Source organism: Ruegeria sp. HKCCD7255, assembly GCF_013031565.1.
Classification (GTDB): domain Bacteria; phylum Pseudomonadota; class Alphaproteobacteria; order Rhodobacterales; family Rhodobacteraceae; genus Ruegeria.
Genome location: NZ_WQAG01000014.1, coordinates 97,919 through 113,389 on the forward strand (window position 1 = coordinate 97,919; position 15,471 = coordinate 113,389).

8 protein-coding genes and 1 pseudogene are annotated in these 15,471 nt (G+C 56.7%); all 9 read left to right on the plus strand.

Annotated elements, in window-relative coordinates; all coding sequences use genetic code 11:
* Position 1 precedes the first annotated feature (1 nt).
* The 9 genes and pseudogenes from tssF to GOX45_RS19910 all read left to right on the plus strand — a co-directional run bounded on the left by tssF (position 2) and on the right by GOX45_RS19910 (position 15,467).
* Positions 2-1,879 carry a type VI secretion system baseplate subunit TssF gene (tssF, locus tag GOX45_RS19875; RefSeq protein WP_171103353.1) on the plus strand — a complete coding sequence of 626 codons (1,878 nt, stop codon included), beginning with the start codon at positions 2-4 and terminating at the stop codon, positions 1,877-1,879.
* On the plus strand, positions 1,843-2,913 hold the full coding sequence (gene tssG, locus GOX45_RS19880; protein WP_171103355.1) for a type VI secretion system baseplate subunit TssG: 1,071 nt from the start codon (positions 1,843-1,845) through the stop codon (positions 2,911-2,913). The genes tssF and tssG overlap by 37 nt, the downstream gene beginning before the upstream one ends.
* A 2-nt stretch (positions 2,914-2,915) precedes the next feature.
* Positions 2,916-5,639, plus strand: a complete 2,724-nt coding sequence (gene tssH, locus GOX45_RS19885; protein WP_171103357.1) for a type VI secretion system ATPase TssH — start codon at positions 2,916-2,918, stop codon at positions 5,637-5,639.
* A gap of 53 nt (positions 5,640-5,692) precedes the next feature.
* Complete coding sequence (locus GOX45_RS19890; protein WP_171103359.1) at positions 5,693-7,237, plus strand: hypothetical protein; 1,545 nt, start codon at positions 5,693-5,695, stop codon at positions 7,235-7,237.
* Between the two features lie 88 nt (positions 7,238-7,325).
* Complete coding sequence (locus GOX45_RS19895; RefSeq protein WP_171103361.1) at positions 7,326-8,543, plus strand: hypothetical protein; 1,218 nt, start codon at positions 7,326-7,328, stop codon at positions 8,541-8,543.
* A 61-nt stretch (positions 8,544-8,604) separates the two neighbouring features.
* Positions 8,605-9,462 (plus strand): ion transporter, encoded by an 858-nt coding sequence (locus GOX45_RS19900; protein WP_171103362.1) that lies wholly within the window; start codon positions 8,605-8,607, stop codon positions 9,460-9,462.
* A pseudogene (gene tssB / locus GOX45_RS22165) lies at positions 9,455-9,946 on the plus strand (type VI secretion system contractile sheath small subunit); the annotation flags it as partial. The gene GOX45_RS19900 and the pseudogene tssB, both read left to right, overlap by 8 nt.
* A gap of 699 nt (positions 9,947-10,645) precedes the next feature.
* Entirely contained in the window at positions 10,646-13,324 is a 2,679-nt protein-coding gene (locus GOX45_RS22170; protein ID WP_371809000.1) for a type VI secretion system contractile sheath domain-containing protein, read from the plus strand.
* Between the two features lie 34 nt (positions 13,325-13,358).
* Positions 13,359-15,467, plus strand: a complete 2,109-nt coding sequence (locus GOX45_RS19910) for a type VI secretion system Vgr family protein (RefSeq protein ID WP_171103368.1) — start codon at positions 13,359-13,361, stop codon at positions 15,465-15,467.
* The last annotated feature ends 4 nt before the right edge of the window (positions 15,468-15,471 follow it).

Below are 15,471 nucleotides of genomic sequence, written 5' to 3' on the forward strand. Positions count from 1 at the left end.
AATGGATACGCGGCTTCTCAAGCATTACGAAACCGAACTTGCTTTTCTGCGCGAAATGGGTGCGGAATTTGCCAGCGCCTATCCCAAAATCGCATCGCGCTTGGGCATGGAAGGGATCGAAGTTGTCGATCCCTATGTCGAACGTTTGCTGGAGGGCAGCGCTTTTCTGACCGCGCGTGTTCAGCTGGAACTGGACATGCAGTTCCCGACCTTCACGTCGAACCTGCTGGAAATCGTCTACCCACATTATCTGGCGCCGACACCGTCGATGATGATCGCTCAGTTCGAGCCCGATATCGGCAATGCCGCGCTCAAGGAAGGCTATCCCATGCCGCGAGGCACGACGCTGCGCGCACGATTGGCCGAAGGAGAGCAGACCGCGTGTGAATTCACGACATCGTCTGATCTGACGCTCTGGCCTATTGAAGTGACCGAAGCGGAATATATCGACGGGCGCGGAGAGCTGGTTGCTGCCGGCGTGGCCAAGGAAACCAATGCGCGGGCGGGTATTCGCTTGCGTCTGAACCGCACCGATGGCGAGCCGATGGCCGAACTGGGTCTGGACCGTCTTGTGTTGCATCTGGATACCCAAAGCGGCAAGGCCTGGTCTTTGCACGAAGTGCTCTGCACGCAATGTGTTGGGCTGACTGCACGGTCCACAGACCGCCGCGCCGACTGGACGGTGCGGTTGAATGATGCGGATGTGATCCCCAAAGGGTTCGAGGCGGATGAAGCCCTGCTGCCGACACCGCGCCAGTCCTTCGATGGCTATCGGCTGTTGCAGGAATATTTCGCCATGCCAGAGCGGTTTCTGTTCGTCGAACTGACCGGTTTAAACGTGGCTTTGACCCAGTCAGCCGGAACAGATGTAGACATCTACATCCTGTTGCAAGACGGCATGCGCGATTTGGCCCCGGCGGTCACACCCGCCGCGTTCACGCTTAATGCCGTACCAGCAGTCAACCTGTTTCACCGGCGCTGTGACCGCGTGCACATCACGCAGATGGACACGCAGCATCACGTGGTTCCCAACAGAACCGCAGGGCTGGATTTTGAGATCTACTCGATCAGCAAAGTGACGGGTATTCAGTCGGAAGAAGAGGGCGATATTCCCTTTCGCCCGTTCTACAGCGATACCGATCTGACCGCTGCGGGCGACAACCACCTGGCCTATTACACCGTCAAACGCCGGATGCGGCAACGGAACGAAAAGGAACGACTGCGTGGGGTTCGGACCTCATATTTGGGCTCCGAAGTGTATCTGACTTTGGTGGACCGCGCCCAGGCGCCTTACCCGGTCTCTCTGGATCAGCTTGCGGTCGAGGCTTTGTGTTCGAACCGGGACCTGCCGTTGCTGTTGGCTGCAGGTGGTGATGACGTGTTTCATCTGCCCGAAGGCGGGCCGGTCAAAGCGGTACGTACGCCAGTGACACCAACCCGACCCCATGCGACGCTTGCACAAGGGGACGCGGCCTGGAAACTGATCAGCCACCTGAGCCTGAATTATCTGTCCATTGCCGGTGATGGTCCTGAAGGTGGGGCAGGCGCGCTTCGTGAGCTGTTGGGCATCTACGCGCCCCTTGGCAATCGCGTCACCGAAAAGCAGCTGGAGGGCGTGGTCTCGGTCAATAGCCGCCCCATCGTGCGCCGCATGAGCGACGAGGTTCTCAGCACAGCGGTGCGGGGTCTCGAAATCTCGCTAGGTTTTGACGAGAGCTTTTACGAGGGCACCAGTGTTTACGTGCTGGGCGCCGTGCTGGAACGTTTCTTCCGGAAATACACGACCATCAACAGTTTCACCGAAACGGTGCTGAAAACAGAAAAACGAGGAGAGATTGCCAGATGGCGACCGGCGGCGGGTCTGGGCAGGATCATCTGAGCCTGCTGGCCGCGCTGGCGGCTGATCCTGAAAGGCACCACGTCTTTCAGGCGCTTCGCATTATCGAGGCGCACTATACCGACGCACCTCGCCTGGGCGAGTCGCGACGTCCGCGCGAAGACCGCGTGCGTCTGGGGCAGGATGTGTCGCTGGCCTTTCCGCCGACAACCCTGACGCGGTTTGAACCGGGCACCGACACGCAGCCTGGCAAGCTCAGCAATCTTTTCTTTGGGTTCTTTGGCCCGCAAGGCCCTTTGCCGCTGCACCTAACCGAGTTTGCGCGCGACCGTCTACGCAATCACCGCGACCCGACCTTTGTGGCTTTCGCGGATATGCTGACCCACCGCATGATGAGCTTGCTCTATCGCGCCTGGGCCGAAGCCGAACCCGCGCCCAGTTTTGACCGTGGCGACGACCCGTTCGAGCAACGCATCGCTGCGTTGGCCGGGTTCAAGGGGGTTGATTTTTCTGACCGCGACGCGATGCCGGATATGCTGCGCCGGTTTTTTTCCGGGCATCTGGGCTCGGGTACAAAAACGGTCGAGGGTCTTATCGCCATCCTATCCGACTATTTCGGGGTCGAGGTCCATGTGCAGCAATTCGTCGGCTCGTGGCTTGAGCTTGAACCAGATGACACCTGGCAATTGGGCGGGGCTGCACGGCTTGGGCAGTCGACCAACATCGGCAGCCGGGTCTGGTCCCGGTCGGCTAAATTCCGCCTGCGGATCGGGCCGCTGACCCTGAGCGATTACAAACGCTTGCTGCCCGGTGGCGTGTCCCAACGCCGGATGGAAGCAATTCTGCGCACCTATATCGGCGACACGCTGGATTGGGAGGTCAATCTGGTTCTGGCAGGCGACGAGGTTCCACGCGCATCACTGGGTGGAACAACACAATTGGGCCACACCAGTTGGATAAAGACCCGAGACGACCCGGATGTGGCAGGGCAGGATGCAGATGATCTGATCCTGTATCCCACCTTCGCGACGCAAGAATTCGAGGCCCAGGAAGCGGCCCATAGTGAGAGGTATTGAAGATGACGGAAATCAGCCGTGTTTCGCTGTTTGGGAAACTGAACAAGCTGGGCTATCAGGCCATCGAAGGGGCGACCGTATTCTGCAAGATGAGGGGCAATCCTTATGTCGAGGTTCAGCACTGGCTGCATCAGATCCTGAACGGGCAGGACAGCGACATTCACCGCATCATTCAGCATTATGATCTGGATCCGGGCAAGATCGCCTCAGAGCTGACGCGATCGTTGGACATGCTGCCGCGCGGGGCATCTTCGATTTCGGACCTTTCCGATCATCTGATGGACGCAATGGAGCGCGGCTGGGTTTGGGGCTCGTTGTTGTATTCCGACAGCAAAGTTCGCACAGGATATCTGATCCTGGGTATGCTCAAGACCCCTGCATTACGTAACATTCTGGCCAGCATGTCGCCGGAACTAGCCAAGATCGGGGCCGATGATTTGGCCGACAATTTCGGAGAGGCCACGGATGGTTCGCCCGAGGATACTTTGGGTGCGCAGGATGGCTCGAACGTGGGTGGTGGCGCAGAACCGGGTGAGGCCAGCGGCGCAATGGCGCCCGGCGCAATGGGCAAGGGCGAAGCGCTTGAACAGTTCTGCACCGACCTGACCGAGCAGGCCCGCAATGGCGAGATCGACCCGATCGTGGGACGCGACGAGGAAATACGCCAGATAGTCGACGTGCTGATGCGGCGTCGCCAGAACAACCCAATCCTGACCGGCGAGGCGGGCGTGGGCAAAACGGCTGTGGTCGAAGGCTTTGCCCTGCGTATTGCACGCGGCGACGTACCACCCGCGCTGAAGGATGTGCGTCTGCTGGTGCTGGACGTTGGCCTTTTGCAAGCCGGCGCGTCCATGAAGGGCGAGTTTGAAAACCGTCTGCGTCAGGTGATTGATGAGGTTCAGGCAAGCCCGACGCCCATCGTGATGTTTGTAGACGAAACCCATACGCTGGTGGGCGCCGGAGGTGCTGCTGGTACCGGTGATGCCGCCAACCTGCTGAAACCGGCCCTGGCGCGCGGCACACTACGCACCATCGGCGCTACCACATGGGCCGAATATAAGAAATACATCGAAAAAGACCCGGCCCTGACCCGGCGCTTCCAGGTCGTGCATGTCGAGGAACCCGATATCCCCAAGGCGGTTCTGATGATGCGCGGTATCGCGTCGATGCTGGAAAAGCACCACCGCGTTCAGGTTCTGGATGAGGGCATCGAAGCCGCAGTGACCCTGTCGGCGCGCTATATTCCAGCCCGGCAATTGCCCGACAAATCGGTCAGCTTGCTGGATACCGCCTGCGCCCGGGTTGCCGTGTCTCAACACGCGGTTCCGGCCGAGGTTGACGACAGCCGCCGCCGGATCGAGGCGCTGACCACCGAGTTGGAGATCATCGAACGGGATGAGACCGCAGGCTATGACGTCGCAGACCGGCGCGATGCGGTGAATGCCGCGAAAGAGACGGAAGAAGCGCGGCTGGAAGAACTCACCGCCCGTTGGGATGCCGAAAAGAAAGTGGTCGAGGATATCCTCGATCTGCGGGCCAAGCTGCGGGCAGGCGGGCAAGAGGTTGAAGGTACCGGCACAGCCGAAGGCGAAGCCGCTACTGAAGAGGCCCCCGAAGTCGAAGCCCAACCCATCGATCGCGACGCGTTGCTGGCCGAGTTGAAGGCAAAGAACGAAGAGCTTGAGACCTTGCAGGGCGACAGCCCCCTGATCCTGCCCATCGTGGATCATCAGGCCGTGGCCAGCGTCGTTGGCGACTGGACCGGTATCCCGGTCGGGCGCATGGTCAAGGACGAGATCGAGACGATCCTGAACCTGGAAGACCGTCTGGCGCAACGCGTGATCGGCCAGGACCATGCAATGAAGATGATCGCAAAACGCGTTCAGACCTCTCGCGCAGGGCTCGACAATCCCAACAAGCCCATTGGCGTGTTCATGCTGGCGGGGACCAGCGGTGTCGGCAAAACAGAAACCGCCTTGGCCCTGGCCGAGGTGCTGTATGGCGGTGAGCAGAACGTCATCACCATCAACATGTCCGAATACCAGGAGGCCCACACCGTCAGCAGCCTGAAAGGCGCCCCTCCGGGATATGTGGGCTATGGCGAAGGCGGCGTGCTGACCGAAGCGGTGCGGCGCAAACCCTATTCGGTTGTACTGCTGGATGAGGTCGAAAAAGCTCACCCCGATGTGCATGAGATCTTTTTCCAGGTCTTCGACAAGGGTGTCATGGAAGACGGCGAAGGCCGCGTGATCGATTTCAAGAACACGCTGATCCTGCTGACCTCGAATGTCGGGACCGAGATGATCATGGATATGTGCGCCGACCCCGATCTGATGCCGGATCCCGAAGGCATGGCCAAGGCGCTGCGCGACCCGATGCTCAAAGTGTTCCCACCTGCGCTGCTGGGGCGTCTGGTGACCATCCCTTACTACCCGCTCAGCCCCGATATGCTGGGCGAAATCACCAAGCTGCAATTGAACCGCATCAAGAAGCGCGTGCAACAGGCCCATGGTGTTCCGTTCGAATACACCGACGCTGTTGTCGAAGAGATTGTGAATCGCTGTCAGGAGCTCGACAGCGGTGGCCGCATGATCGACGCCATCGTTACCAATACCATGTTGCCGGACATCTCGGCCGAATTCCTAAAAAGAATGATGGAAGGGCAAGAAGTTAGCAAAGTCGTGATCAATGTCACAGACGGCGAGTTCACTTATGGGTTTGATTGACCACAACGCATGATGCGTCTGGCAACCGAAAGGGACTTATTGTGAAACCGACAATGACACCGGAACTCGACCAGAAATGGTGGTCAAAGAACAAGCCCAAGCTGATGAAAAAAACCGGCTTGGGCGATGCGCTGAAAGCCTATCAGATCGCCGAGGATCAGATGGACTGGGCGAAGTCGCTGAAAGCGCTGTCAGACGTCAAGCGCAAGGTTGCCGAAGCGGTCAAGGCCGCCGGGTCCAAACATGCTGACACGGTTACGGTTCTCAAGAAATATCCAAAGATCATCGACAAGATCGAGAAAGAGCTTAAGGCCAAGCAGAAGGACGCCGAGGATCGCGCCAAATCGGCACCAGCCGACACACCGAAACAGAAAGTCGGCAAATCGGTTGTGATCTGGAAAAAGGATCTGGGCGAGGAGATAACCAAGAAGTTCAAGCCGGATTGGCTGAAGGATCTCAAAGGCTATGCGTTCCAGCTGAAGCTGAACGAAGACCTTCTGGATGTTCTGGAAGACGAAGGCGACTATGTCACGCCTCAGCAGATGGTGGATGATGCCAATGCTGTGACCGACAAGCTTGTGGCGCTGATCGCCAAAGAGCTGATGTCGACGGATGCGGCGATCAAAAAGGAAACGGACGCCAAAAAGCGGGCCGCGCTGATCAAGGGGTTTGAGGACAAGCTCAAGACCATCATGAACGGCGCCAAGAAGCATTACGAGGCAATACCTGCGAAACGCTGGCAAGCCTTTGTAAAGCGCAAGCAGCAATACAAGGAATACAAGGTCAAAACCGGCTTTGACATCGCGCTTGGCACATTGAGTGTTGTGGGCGGTGCTGTGGGGGTTGCGGGTGCCGCAGCAACCGGTGGGGCGTCTTTGGCCTTGGGCATCGTATCTTTGGTGCGCGGTGTTGCGCAGCTGGCCGACAAGATCAAAGACACCGCTCAAGAGGCGGAAAAGGTCGAAAAGACCCTGAAAAACGATCTGGACACGCTGCTGAAACGGTATCGCAACGCCGAAGGAGAAGCGAAAAAGAATGTACAGGGTGGTGCCGAAGTGGGTGCCTCGGTTCTGAAAGGCATTCTGGGCACCGACGCGCCTTTCCTGGCAACGCTGCCCAAATGCGACAAGAATTACGGGCTTTGGCAGAACAAGGTCGCCGGACTTGAAGTGGGCGGGCGCAAGCTGTCTCAAGCCATCATCAAGGGCTTGGCTGATTGCGACAAGCTTGAAAAGGCCATGAAGAAGGCCGACGCCAAGAAGGCCGGGAAATATCTAGACAAATTGAAAAAGGCCCGCGCAGCGCTGCAAAAGGCTTTGGATGGGTGTTCGTCGATGATGGAGCGTGTCTCGAACGCCGACAAAAACGCACCCAACCTCAAAAAGATGCTGGATGCGCTGAATTCGACCAACCCGAAATATGCTCAGATCTTCGACAAGGTCTTTCCTGTAGTCGTCAATCTGACCCTGGCCGGCGCGAATGCTGGCGTCGGATTCAAGGAAGCCTCAAGCACGCTGGACACAGTCAACACGGCTTTGGGCCTGTTCAACGACATCGCATCCGAAGGCAAAGATCAGTTGGAAGAGGCAATCGGCTAACGCAATCACTGGCATCGCGCGTGCGACTAGTACGCGCGGTGCAAAATATCCGGGGGCAGGAAAACACTAGAAAACACAAGGTTCTATCATGGCAAAGACGACAGTTACATCGCACAAGTTCTACGTTGTCGATCTGATACGGTCGAAACCCAAACTGCAGTATATTGAGATCCCCAGCTATCGCGTTGACGTCAAATTCGATGTCACCGCCAAAGGCCCGGTCCCGTCGACAACGCTCAAGCGTCTTGAAGCGACCGGGATGAAAGAGCTGGAACGCTATGAGAAGGTCATTTCGGAAGAGGCTGTCAAGCTTGACAAAAAAGTTGGCGAGCTGATGAAGACGCCGGGTCAGAAATCTCAGGCTGAGGCCGAGAAGATGATCCAGGCGACCAACGTGATGATCAAGAACGCGTTGAAATCTGCCGAGGGCGCCGCGCAGGTTGCAATCGAAAAGCAGATCAAGGTTGAAGCCAACAAAGACAAACTGCTGAAAGAGGCGCGGGTCAAAACCACGCTGAAGGTCACGGCTGGTGTGATCAAGATCGGCACAGCTGTGACCCGCCTGGTTGCGACGTCTGGGGCCGATGTGATGGCCTATAAGACGATTGTCAAACAGGTCTATGAGCTGGGCAAGGAAGTTCAGCAGCAGCTGAAGGGCGAGGAAAAGCTTCGCAAGGACTTGTACGGCGCAATCCAGAAATACATCACCCTGCGCGGAACATCGATCATGCAGGCCGCCGAGCGGCAGGGGATTACAGATACCTCTGGAATTTCTGTCAAAAAGCCGATGGAAGCGATCAAGAAGCTGACGGCCAAAGCCGTTGGTATGGGCGAAGAAGTGACAAAGGGGCGCGACCCCAAAGCCATCGCCAAGGACATCATGGATTTCGCGATCAAGGGCTATCAGGCTTACCAGAAAGACTCGGACAAAAAGCGCAAGTTGTACCGGGAACACACGACGAAGACCCGTCAGAAAGTGGATTCCTTGGGCCAGGCAGCAGACAAACTGATGAAGGCTGCCAAATCGCAGAAGACGCTGAAAGAAGGCATCAAGCTGGGCGCCGAGTGCATGACCGTCAAGCGCGAAGCAAGTGCCATGGCTGCCAAGCTGGAAGAGCGCCAGAAGTTCCTGGCTGAAATGGAAGCTCTGATGGAAGGCAACGGTCTGAAGGTGGACGACACGACGATTGTCGACAAGCTCAAGAAGTTGGACAAGATGACTGTGCTGAAAGAGACCAAGACGATGCTGACTTCGGTCAAAGGCGTATACACGCTGGTCGACGAAATCAGTGACGTTGTAGGCTAAGACATAAATCGAACCGGGCGCGGCCAAGCCACGCCCGGTCTGCAATGAACGACAGGAGGCAATGGTGAACACCGGTATCGAGAAGAGCGAAGCGCTCCGCGACACCGTGCGCGAGTTTGTCGAGCGCAGGGCAGTCACCAACACGATCCTTGGCGTGATCATTTTCAATGCCATCACGCTGGGCCTGTCGACCTCTCCGTCAATCCAGGCCAATTTGGGTCATGTGCTTCGGGTCATTGACACCCTTGTGCTTGGCATTTTTGTCGCTGAGCTTTTGTTGAAATTCTATGCCTATAGATTGGATTTCTTCAAAAACGCCTGGAATATCTTTGACCTTGTTGTCGTGACACTGGGCCTGTTGCCCAACCGTGATGGCCTGTCCGCATTGCGTGGCTTGCGCGTGATCCGGGCGATGCGCCTTTTGTCGGTCATCCCGCAGATGCGCGCTGTGGTACAGGCTTTGCTGGACGCGCTGCCGGGCATGGGCGCGGTAATCATCATGATCTCGATCGTGTTCTACGTCTTTGCCGTTATGGCGACGTTGATGTACGGCCCCGATTTCCCTGAGTGGTTCGGAACGTTGGGCCGGTCGCTTTACTCGCTGTTCCAGATCATGACGCTGGAAAGCTGGTCCATGGGGATCGTACGGCCAGTTATGGAAACACACCCGACCGCGTGGATCTTTTTTGTTCCCTTCATCGTCATCACCGCCTTTTCGGTTCTTAACCTGTTCATCGGTTTGCTTGTGAACACAATGCAATCTGCCGTTGAGGATGAATCGGTCCAAGAGTTCTCGCACCTGCGCGAACTGGTTCGCAGCGAGACCGATATTGTGGATGATCATGTCAAAGAACTGTTGGTCGAGGTCAGGGCCCTGCGCCGCGAAGTGGCCGAGCTGAAAGGTCAGACCGATGGCTGACAGTTCCCAGAAATTCATCGCCCGAAACCGGGCACCTCGGGTCCAGATCGAGTATGATGTCGAACTCTATGGCGCCGAGAAGAAGGTGCAATTGCCCTTTGTCATGGGGGTGATGAGCGATCTGTCAGGCAAGTCAAAAGCTGAAACGCCCGCCGTTTCAGACCGGAAGTTTCTTGAGATCGACGTCGACAATTTCGATGATCGCATGAAAGCCATGGCCCCAAGGGTCGAGTTTTCGGTGCCCAACACTCTGACTGGTGAAGGCAATCTGGGCGTTGATCTGACTTTCGAGAAGATGGAGGATTTCAACCCCGCTCAGATCGCGGCCAAGATCGAACCCTTGCAAAAGCTTCTTGAGGCCCGCACACAACTTGCCACTCTGATGGCCTATATGGACGGCAAAGCCGGGGCTGAGGCGTTGATCGAAAAGATCCTTGCCGATCCGGCCCTGCTGGGTTCGTTGGCCAGCAGCCCGGTCGCCGGGGACAGTTCTGCCGCCACGCTGGATGCGCTGCGCGCCTTGGCTCCGGAGGACGCGCCCGAGGATCGATCGGTCGAAGACGCTCTGGCTTCACTTCCTGAGGTCCACAGCAACACCCAAGACGATACTGCGCCCTACGTTTTGAAAGACCTTGCTGATGCGGCACTAGACGAGACGCCCGAAGACACGTCCGTTGCGGACGCGCTGTCTTCGTTGCCAGAGGTTGCGCCAGCGGACGAACCGCATGATGACACAGGTGATGTATTGGACGGGCTGGCGACTCTTGCTCCGGAAAATCAACCCGAAGATACATCTGTTCAGGACGCACTTGCGTCGATCCCTGAAACCACGGTCGACGAAACCGCTGACAAATCAACATATGTCTTGACTGACCTTGTCGACACTGCGCCGACGGAGACCGTGGAAGACACATCATTGTCGGATGCCCTATCGTCGCTGCCCGACCATCAGGACAGCGTAGACGAAGACTCAAGCGACGATATTCTCTCGGATCTCTCCGAAGCCGAACCCCAGCCCGTTGCCGTTGACTCAGCAATCGAAGACGCCCTTGCATCGGTCCCGGAAACCGTCGAGGCCACCGAAAACGACGACTCTTCAGAGGTTCTAACCCAACTGGCCGAAACACCGGTTGAAGCCGAGTTGAGCGGCGATACCGACCTGGATGACGTGTTGGGTGATCTTGTGGATCTGAGCAGTGATGCGTCAACTGACGAGGACACGACCGCGGACGCGTTGTCGTCATTGCCTGATTTCACCGAAGAAGATGCTGAAGATATCTCGGATGTTCTGGACGGCTTGGCTGGTGCCGCACCCGAGGACACCGAAACCAATGACAGCGACCTTGATGATCTGCTCAATGACCTTGCCGACCAAGCACCTGAGAACGGCGAGGAGGATGAGGCGCTTTCGGACGTTCTGGACCAATTGGCAGATGCTGCCCCTGAGGACGCACCTGACGCAGATGCGTTGGACGAACTGTTAGGGGATCTGGCCGAAACAGAAACGGAAGACGAAAAAACCGACGTCACACTGGATGACATCTTGGCTTCGGTACCAGATACCGAGGTAAGCGATGCGGAGGAGACATCGGACGACACCCTGAGCAGTTTGGGCGACAGCGAACCGACCGATGAAACCGAAGATTTGGACGCATTGCTTGCCGATCTTTCCGAAGATACGCCCGCGGATGAAAACGAGGTGGATCTGGATGATCTTCTGAACGACCTTGGTGCCGATGAGGAACAACAGGCGGAAGGCGAAGACGTCGACCTGGATTCTTTGTTGAACGACCTGAGCGATGAGCCGGAAGACTCGGCAGATATCGACATCGACGATCTTCTTGCCGAAGATGATACGTCTGAGGCAAGCGCAGACAGTTCGGACGATGAAGACGGCGCAGCAACAGAACAATCCGATTTCGACGATGTTGATCTGGATGACTTGCTGTCAGATCTGGATGATGACGTTCCCGCGTCGGACGCAGAGGGGGCGGATTTTGATATCGATGATCTCCTCGGCGATGACGAAACAGAAGCTGAACCTCCAACAGAAGAGGCCCAGCTGACTGACGAACCGGTACTGGCCTTTGGTCGCATGAGCGCCGACAGACCCGATCCAGAGCGTTTGAAGCGCACGCGCTTCCGTCTTGCGATTTTCGGTGACTTTTCGGGTCGCGCAGCCCGGGGTCTGATCGAAACCGGCGATGCACTGGCAGCACGCAAGCCCATCCTGTTGGATACCGACACGGTCGATGAGGTCATCGCAAGCTTTGCCACCAAACTGGTGCTTCCCATCGGCAAAGACGGGGCCGGGATCGCGGTAAACCTGAAAGAGCTGGATGACCTGCACCCCGACGAGCTGTACGAAAATGTCGAACTGTTTGATGGTTTGTCCAGCTTGAAAAGCCAGCTCAGCGCCGGGGCAACGGCAGATCACGCGGCCAGGCAATTGACTGCTTGGGGTGAAGAGTTTGGTCAGGCCGTTGTACCACCGCGCAAAAGCTCGGGCGGCAACACTGTTCGAGCTGACCTGAAACTGAGCGATTTCCAGAAGCTGATCGGGGATAGCGGTGGAGAGTTGACGCAAGCGTCGCCAGTTGAAGAATTGCTCAAGCGTGTCGTCGGCCCGCATATCCACAAATTGCCCAGTCCCGATGTCTCGGCCATGCAGTCTGCGGTTGATGAAGCGCTGAGTGCGGCCATGCGCATGGTGCTGCACCACCCCGAATTTCAGTCGGTCGAGGCGCAGTGGCGCAGCCTTGATCTGATTGCTCGCAGCATCGAAGATGATGATACGCTGGATGTTATTCTCTACGACGTGTCTGCTGAAGAAATTGCAGCCGATCTGGCTGCAGAAGAAGATCTGGCGCAGACCGGATTGGTGCGTCTGCTGGCCGAAGAACCCCTGGACGAAGAAAACGGGCGCGGCGGCTATTCGGCGATGATCGGGCTTTACACGTTCGAAGAAACACCTCCGCATGCCGAGCTTTTGGGTCGGATTGGACGCGTGGCGGCACATGTGGACGCGCCATTTATCAGCGCCATCACGCCGTCATATCTGGATATTAAGCCCGAAGACCGACACCCATTGGTGGTCGAGGCCTGGGAGACGCTGCGCGCAATGCCCGAGGCGGGCTATGTTGGCTTGGCGTCGCCGCGGTTCCTGTTGCGGCGTCCTTATGGGGCGAAATCCGAACCGATCTATGAGTTCGACTTTGAGGAATTCACCGAGGCCGAAGGCCTGCGCGGGATGCTCTGGGCGAACCCGGCGGTTCTGGTCTCTATCCTTTTGGCGCGGTCATTCAAGCAAAACGGCAAAGCGATGAACCTGGGTTCGGTCATGAGCTTGGGCGGTGTTCCCTATCACTTTGTCAATGATCGTTACGGGGATCAGGTCGCGCTGCCCTGCACGGAACGCAACATCACGCTGGAAAAACACGAACATTCCGTTCAGCGCGGATACATGCCCGTTTTGTCGATAAAAGGGCGTGACGAAATTCGCCTTGGCTCGTTCAACTCGGTCGCCGGTCAGGAAATCTTGGGGCCTTGGTCCGATGCCGCGGCACCGGATCCCTCGCCTGATATTCTAGCCGCGCCCGAAACGGATGAGGTGGACACAAGCGACGATGAAAGCCTTGATTTCGATGCGGATGATTTGGATCTCGACATCGATCTGGAGTCTGACGACGCATCAGACGCGGAGGCGACCGACCTCGACTTGGATCTGGACCTCGATCTCGATTTGGACGACTCGAGCGATCTGGATGATTTCCTGGCCGGGTTCGACGACAGTTCGGACGATGAGGACGACAGTGAAGATGATATCGACCCTGAATTGGCGGCGCTGCTTGCCGACCTGTAACAACAGGGCGAACAAGATTTGGAAGGAATGGTAAATGGCGGAAAGTTTGCAGAGCAAAGAGTGGCCCCTCCGGATCACAGGTTCATATTCCTATGGCGAAGATGATTTGGTCATCCGACGCGCCATTGTGACCGAAGAACTTGGGAAACTGACCGAGATTCAGGTCGAGTTCATGTCGGAAATGACGACGATTGAACTGGATAAGCTGTTGGGCAAGGTGATGACCATTCACCTTGACGCCGAAGAAGGCGCAAAGCGCAAATTCACCGGCACGATTGTCCGGGTCGAGCGTCTGGCCCTGCGCGACGGTTTCGTGCAGTTTCTGGCCGAACTGCGCCCTTGGTTCTGGTTGCTCACGCAATCGACCAACAGTCGTATTTTCCAGAACATGACGTCGGTCGAGATCATCGAGAAAATCTTTAAGGACGAGCACAAGATTTCTGACTTCAAGAAAGTCCTGTCTTCGACCTATGAAAAGCGAGAATACTGCGTTCAATATCGCGAAACGGATTTCGACTTCGTGTCGCGGTTGATGCAGGAAGAAGGGATCTACTACTTCTTCGACTATTCTGACGCGGACAAGAAAAACGAAAAACTTGTTCTGTGCGACGGCCCGACAGCCCATACACCGATCAAAGGAGAGCCCAAGGTCGAATTCCGCGGCGGTGACGACTATGAACAACGGTTGGGTGATTTCGTCACCGAATGGGCCGCGTCCGAAGCGATCAAACCGGGTGTCGTCTCGCTTGGGGATTTCGACTTTGAAAAACCCAAAGCGTCGTTGGATGCGCGGGCAAATACGGCAACCAAACCCGGCCATAGCTTCAAAGACAAACTGGAACTTTATGACATTCCGGGTCACCACAAAGAGACCAAGCTGGGTGATACCCGTGCCCGGGTGCGCATGCTGGCAGAAGACGCCTTGTTTGATAGACGCCGGGCCCGTGCCTCGGTCAGGTCGCTGGAAACGGGGCGAAAGTTCACGCTGACGGATCATCCCGACAAGTCTCAGAATGCCGAGTACCTGATCGTCAGCGCCAAGTATTTCCTTCAGACAACCGAAGGTTATGGCTTTGAGAAAAAGCAAAAGGACCTGGACACCGGCGCGTTGGAGTTTCCCGATGACAGCGGCGAGATGTTCATGGTCGAGTTCGAGGCTCAGCCTGCGAAAACTGAGTTCAAATCCTTGCGGACGATTGCTTGGCCAGAGATTTCCGGCCTGCACACTGCGATTGTGACAGGCAAGAAGGGCGAGGAGATTTGGACCGACAAATATGGGCGTATCAAAGTTCAGTTCCACTGGGATCGCGAAGGCAAAAACGACGAGAAAACCACCTGCTGGGTGCGCGTTGTGACACCGTGGTCGGGCAAGAACTGGGGTATGGTCAGCATACCGCGCATCGGTCAGGAAGTGGTCATCCAGTTTGAAGAGGGTGATCCTGACAGGCCGATCTGTACCGGGATGCTGTATAACGCAGACACGATGCCACCCTATGCTCTGCCTGCCAATCAGACACAGTCTGGGATAAAGACCCGGTCCACCACCAAGGGCAGTGCGGATACTTACAACGAACTTATGTTCGAAGATAAGAAAGACGCCGAGCTTGTCCGTTTCCAGGCGCAGAAAGACCACGAGAAACTGGTCAAGAACATGTCCACCATTACCATCGGTTATGACAAGCTGGACAAGGGTGGCAATGGTGGCGACGGATGTCTAAGCCAGGTGGTCAAGAAGAACGTGGATGAAACGATCAAGGAAGGTGATCACACCTTCAAGATCGAAACCGGCAGCCAGACGGTCAGCATCAAGACCGACCAGACCGAAACGATCGAAGGCAAGTCGACCCGGACCGTGACCGGCAACACTGTCGAGACGGTCAAATCCGGCAACAAGACAACAACGGTGAGCATGGGCAACATCCAGGTCGACGCGAAGTCTGGCAAGATCACCATGACTGCCATGCAGTCGATCGAGCTGAAAGTTGGCAGCTCGTCAATCAAGCTGGACCCAACGTCGGTGACCATCAAGAGCACCATGATCAAGGTGCAAGCGAATGCGAAGCTTGACGCCAAAAGCCCGATGACCACCGTGAATGGCGATGCGATGCTGACCCTTAAGGGCGGCCTGACCATGATCAACTAGGGGA

Excerpts from the sequence above, each read along its gene's own strand:
- tssF (WP_171103353.1), top strand. The coding sequence starts at position 2 with ATGGATACGCGGCTTCTCAAGCATTACGAAACCGAACTTGCTTTTCTG.
- tssG (WP_171103355.1), top strand. The coding sequence starts at position 1,843 with ATGGCGACCGGCGGCGGGTCTGGGCAGGATCATCTGAGCCTGCTGGCC.
- tssH (WP_171103357.1), top strand. The coding sequence starts at position 2,916 with ATGACGGAAATCAGCCGTGTTTCGCTGTTTGGGAAACTGAACAAGCTG.
- GOX45_RS19890 (WP_171103359.1), top strand. The coding sequence starts at position 5,693 with ATGACACCGGAACTCGACCAGAAATGGTGGTCAAAGAACAAGCCCAAG.
- GOX45_RS19895 (WP_171103361.1), top strand. The coding sequence starts at position 7,326 with ATGGCAAAGACGACAGTTACATCGCACAAGTTCTACGTTGTCGATCTG.
- GOX45_RS19900 (WP_171103362.1), top strand. The coding sequence starts at position 8,605 with ATGGTGAACACCGGTATCGAGAAGAGCGAAGCGCTCCGCGACACCGTG.
- GOX45_RS19910 (WP_171103368.1), top strand. The coding sequence starts at position 13,359 with ATGGCGGAAAGTTTGCAGAGCAAAGAGTGGCCCCTCCGGATCACAGGT.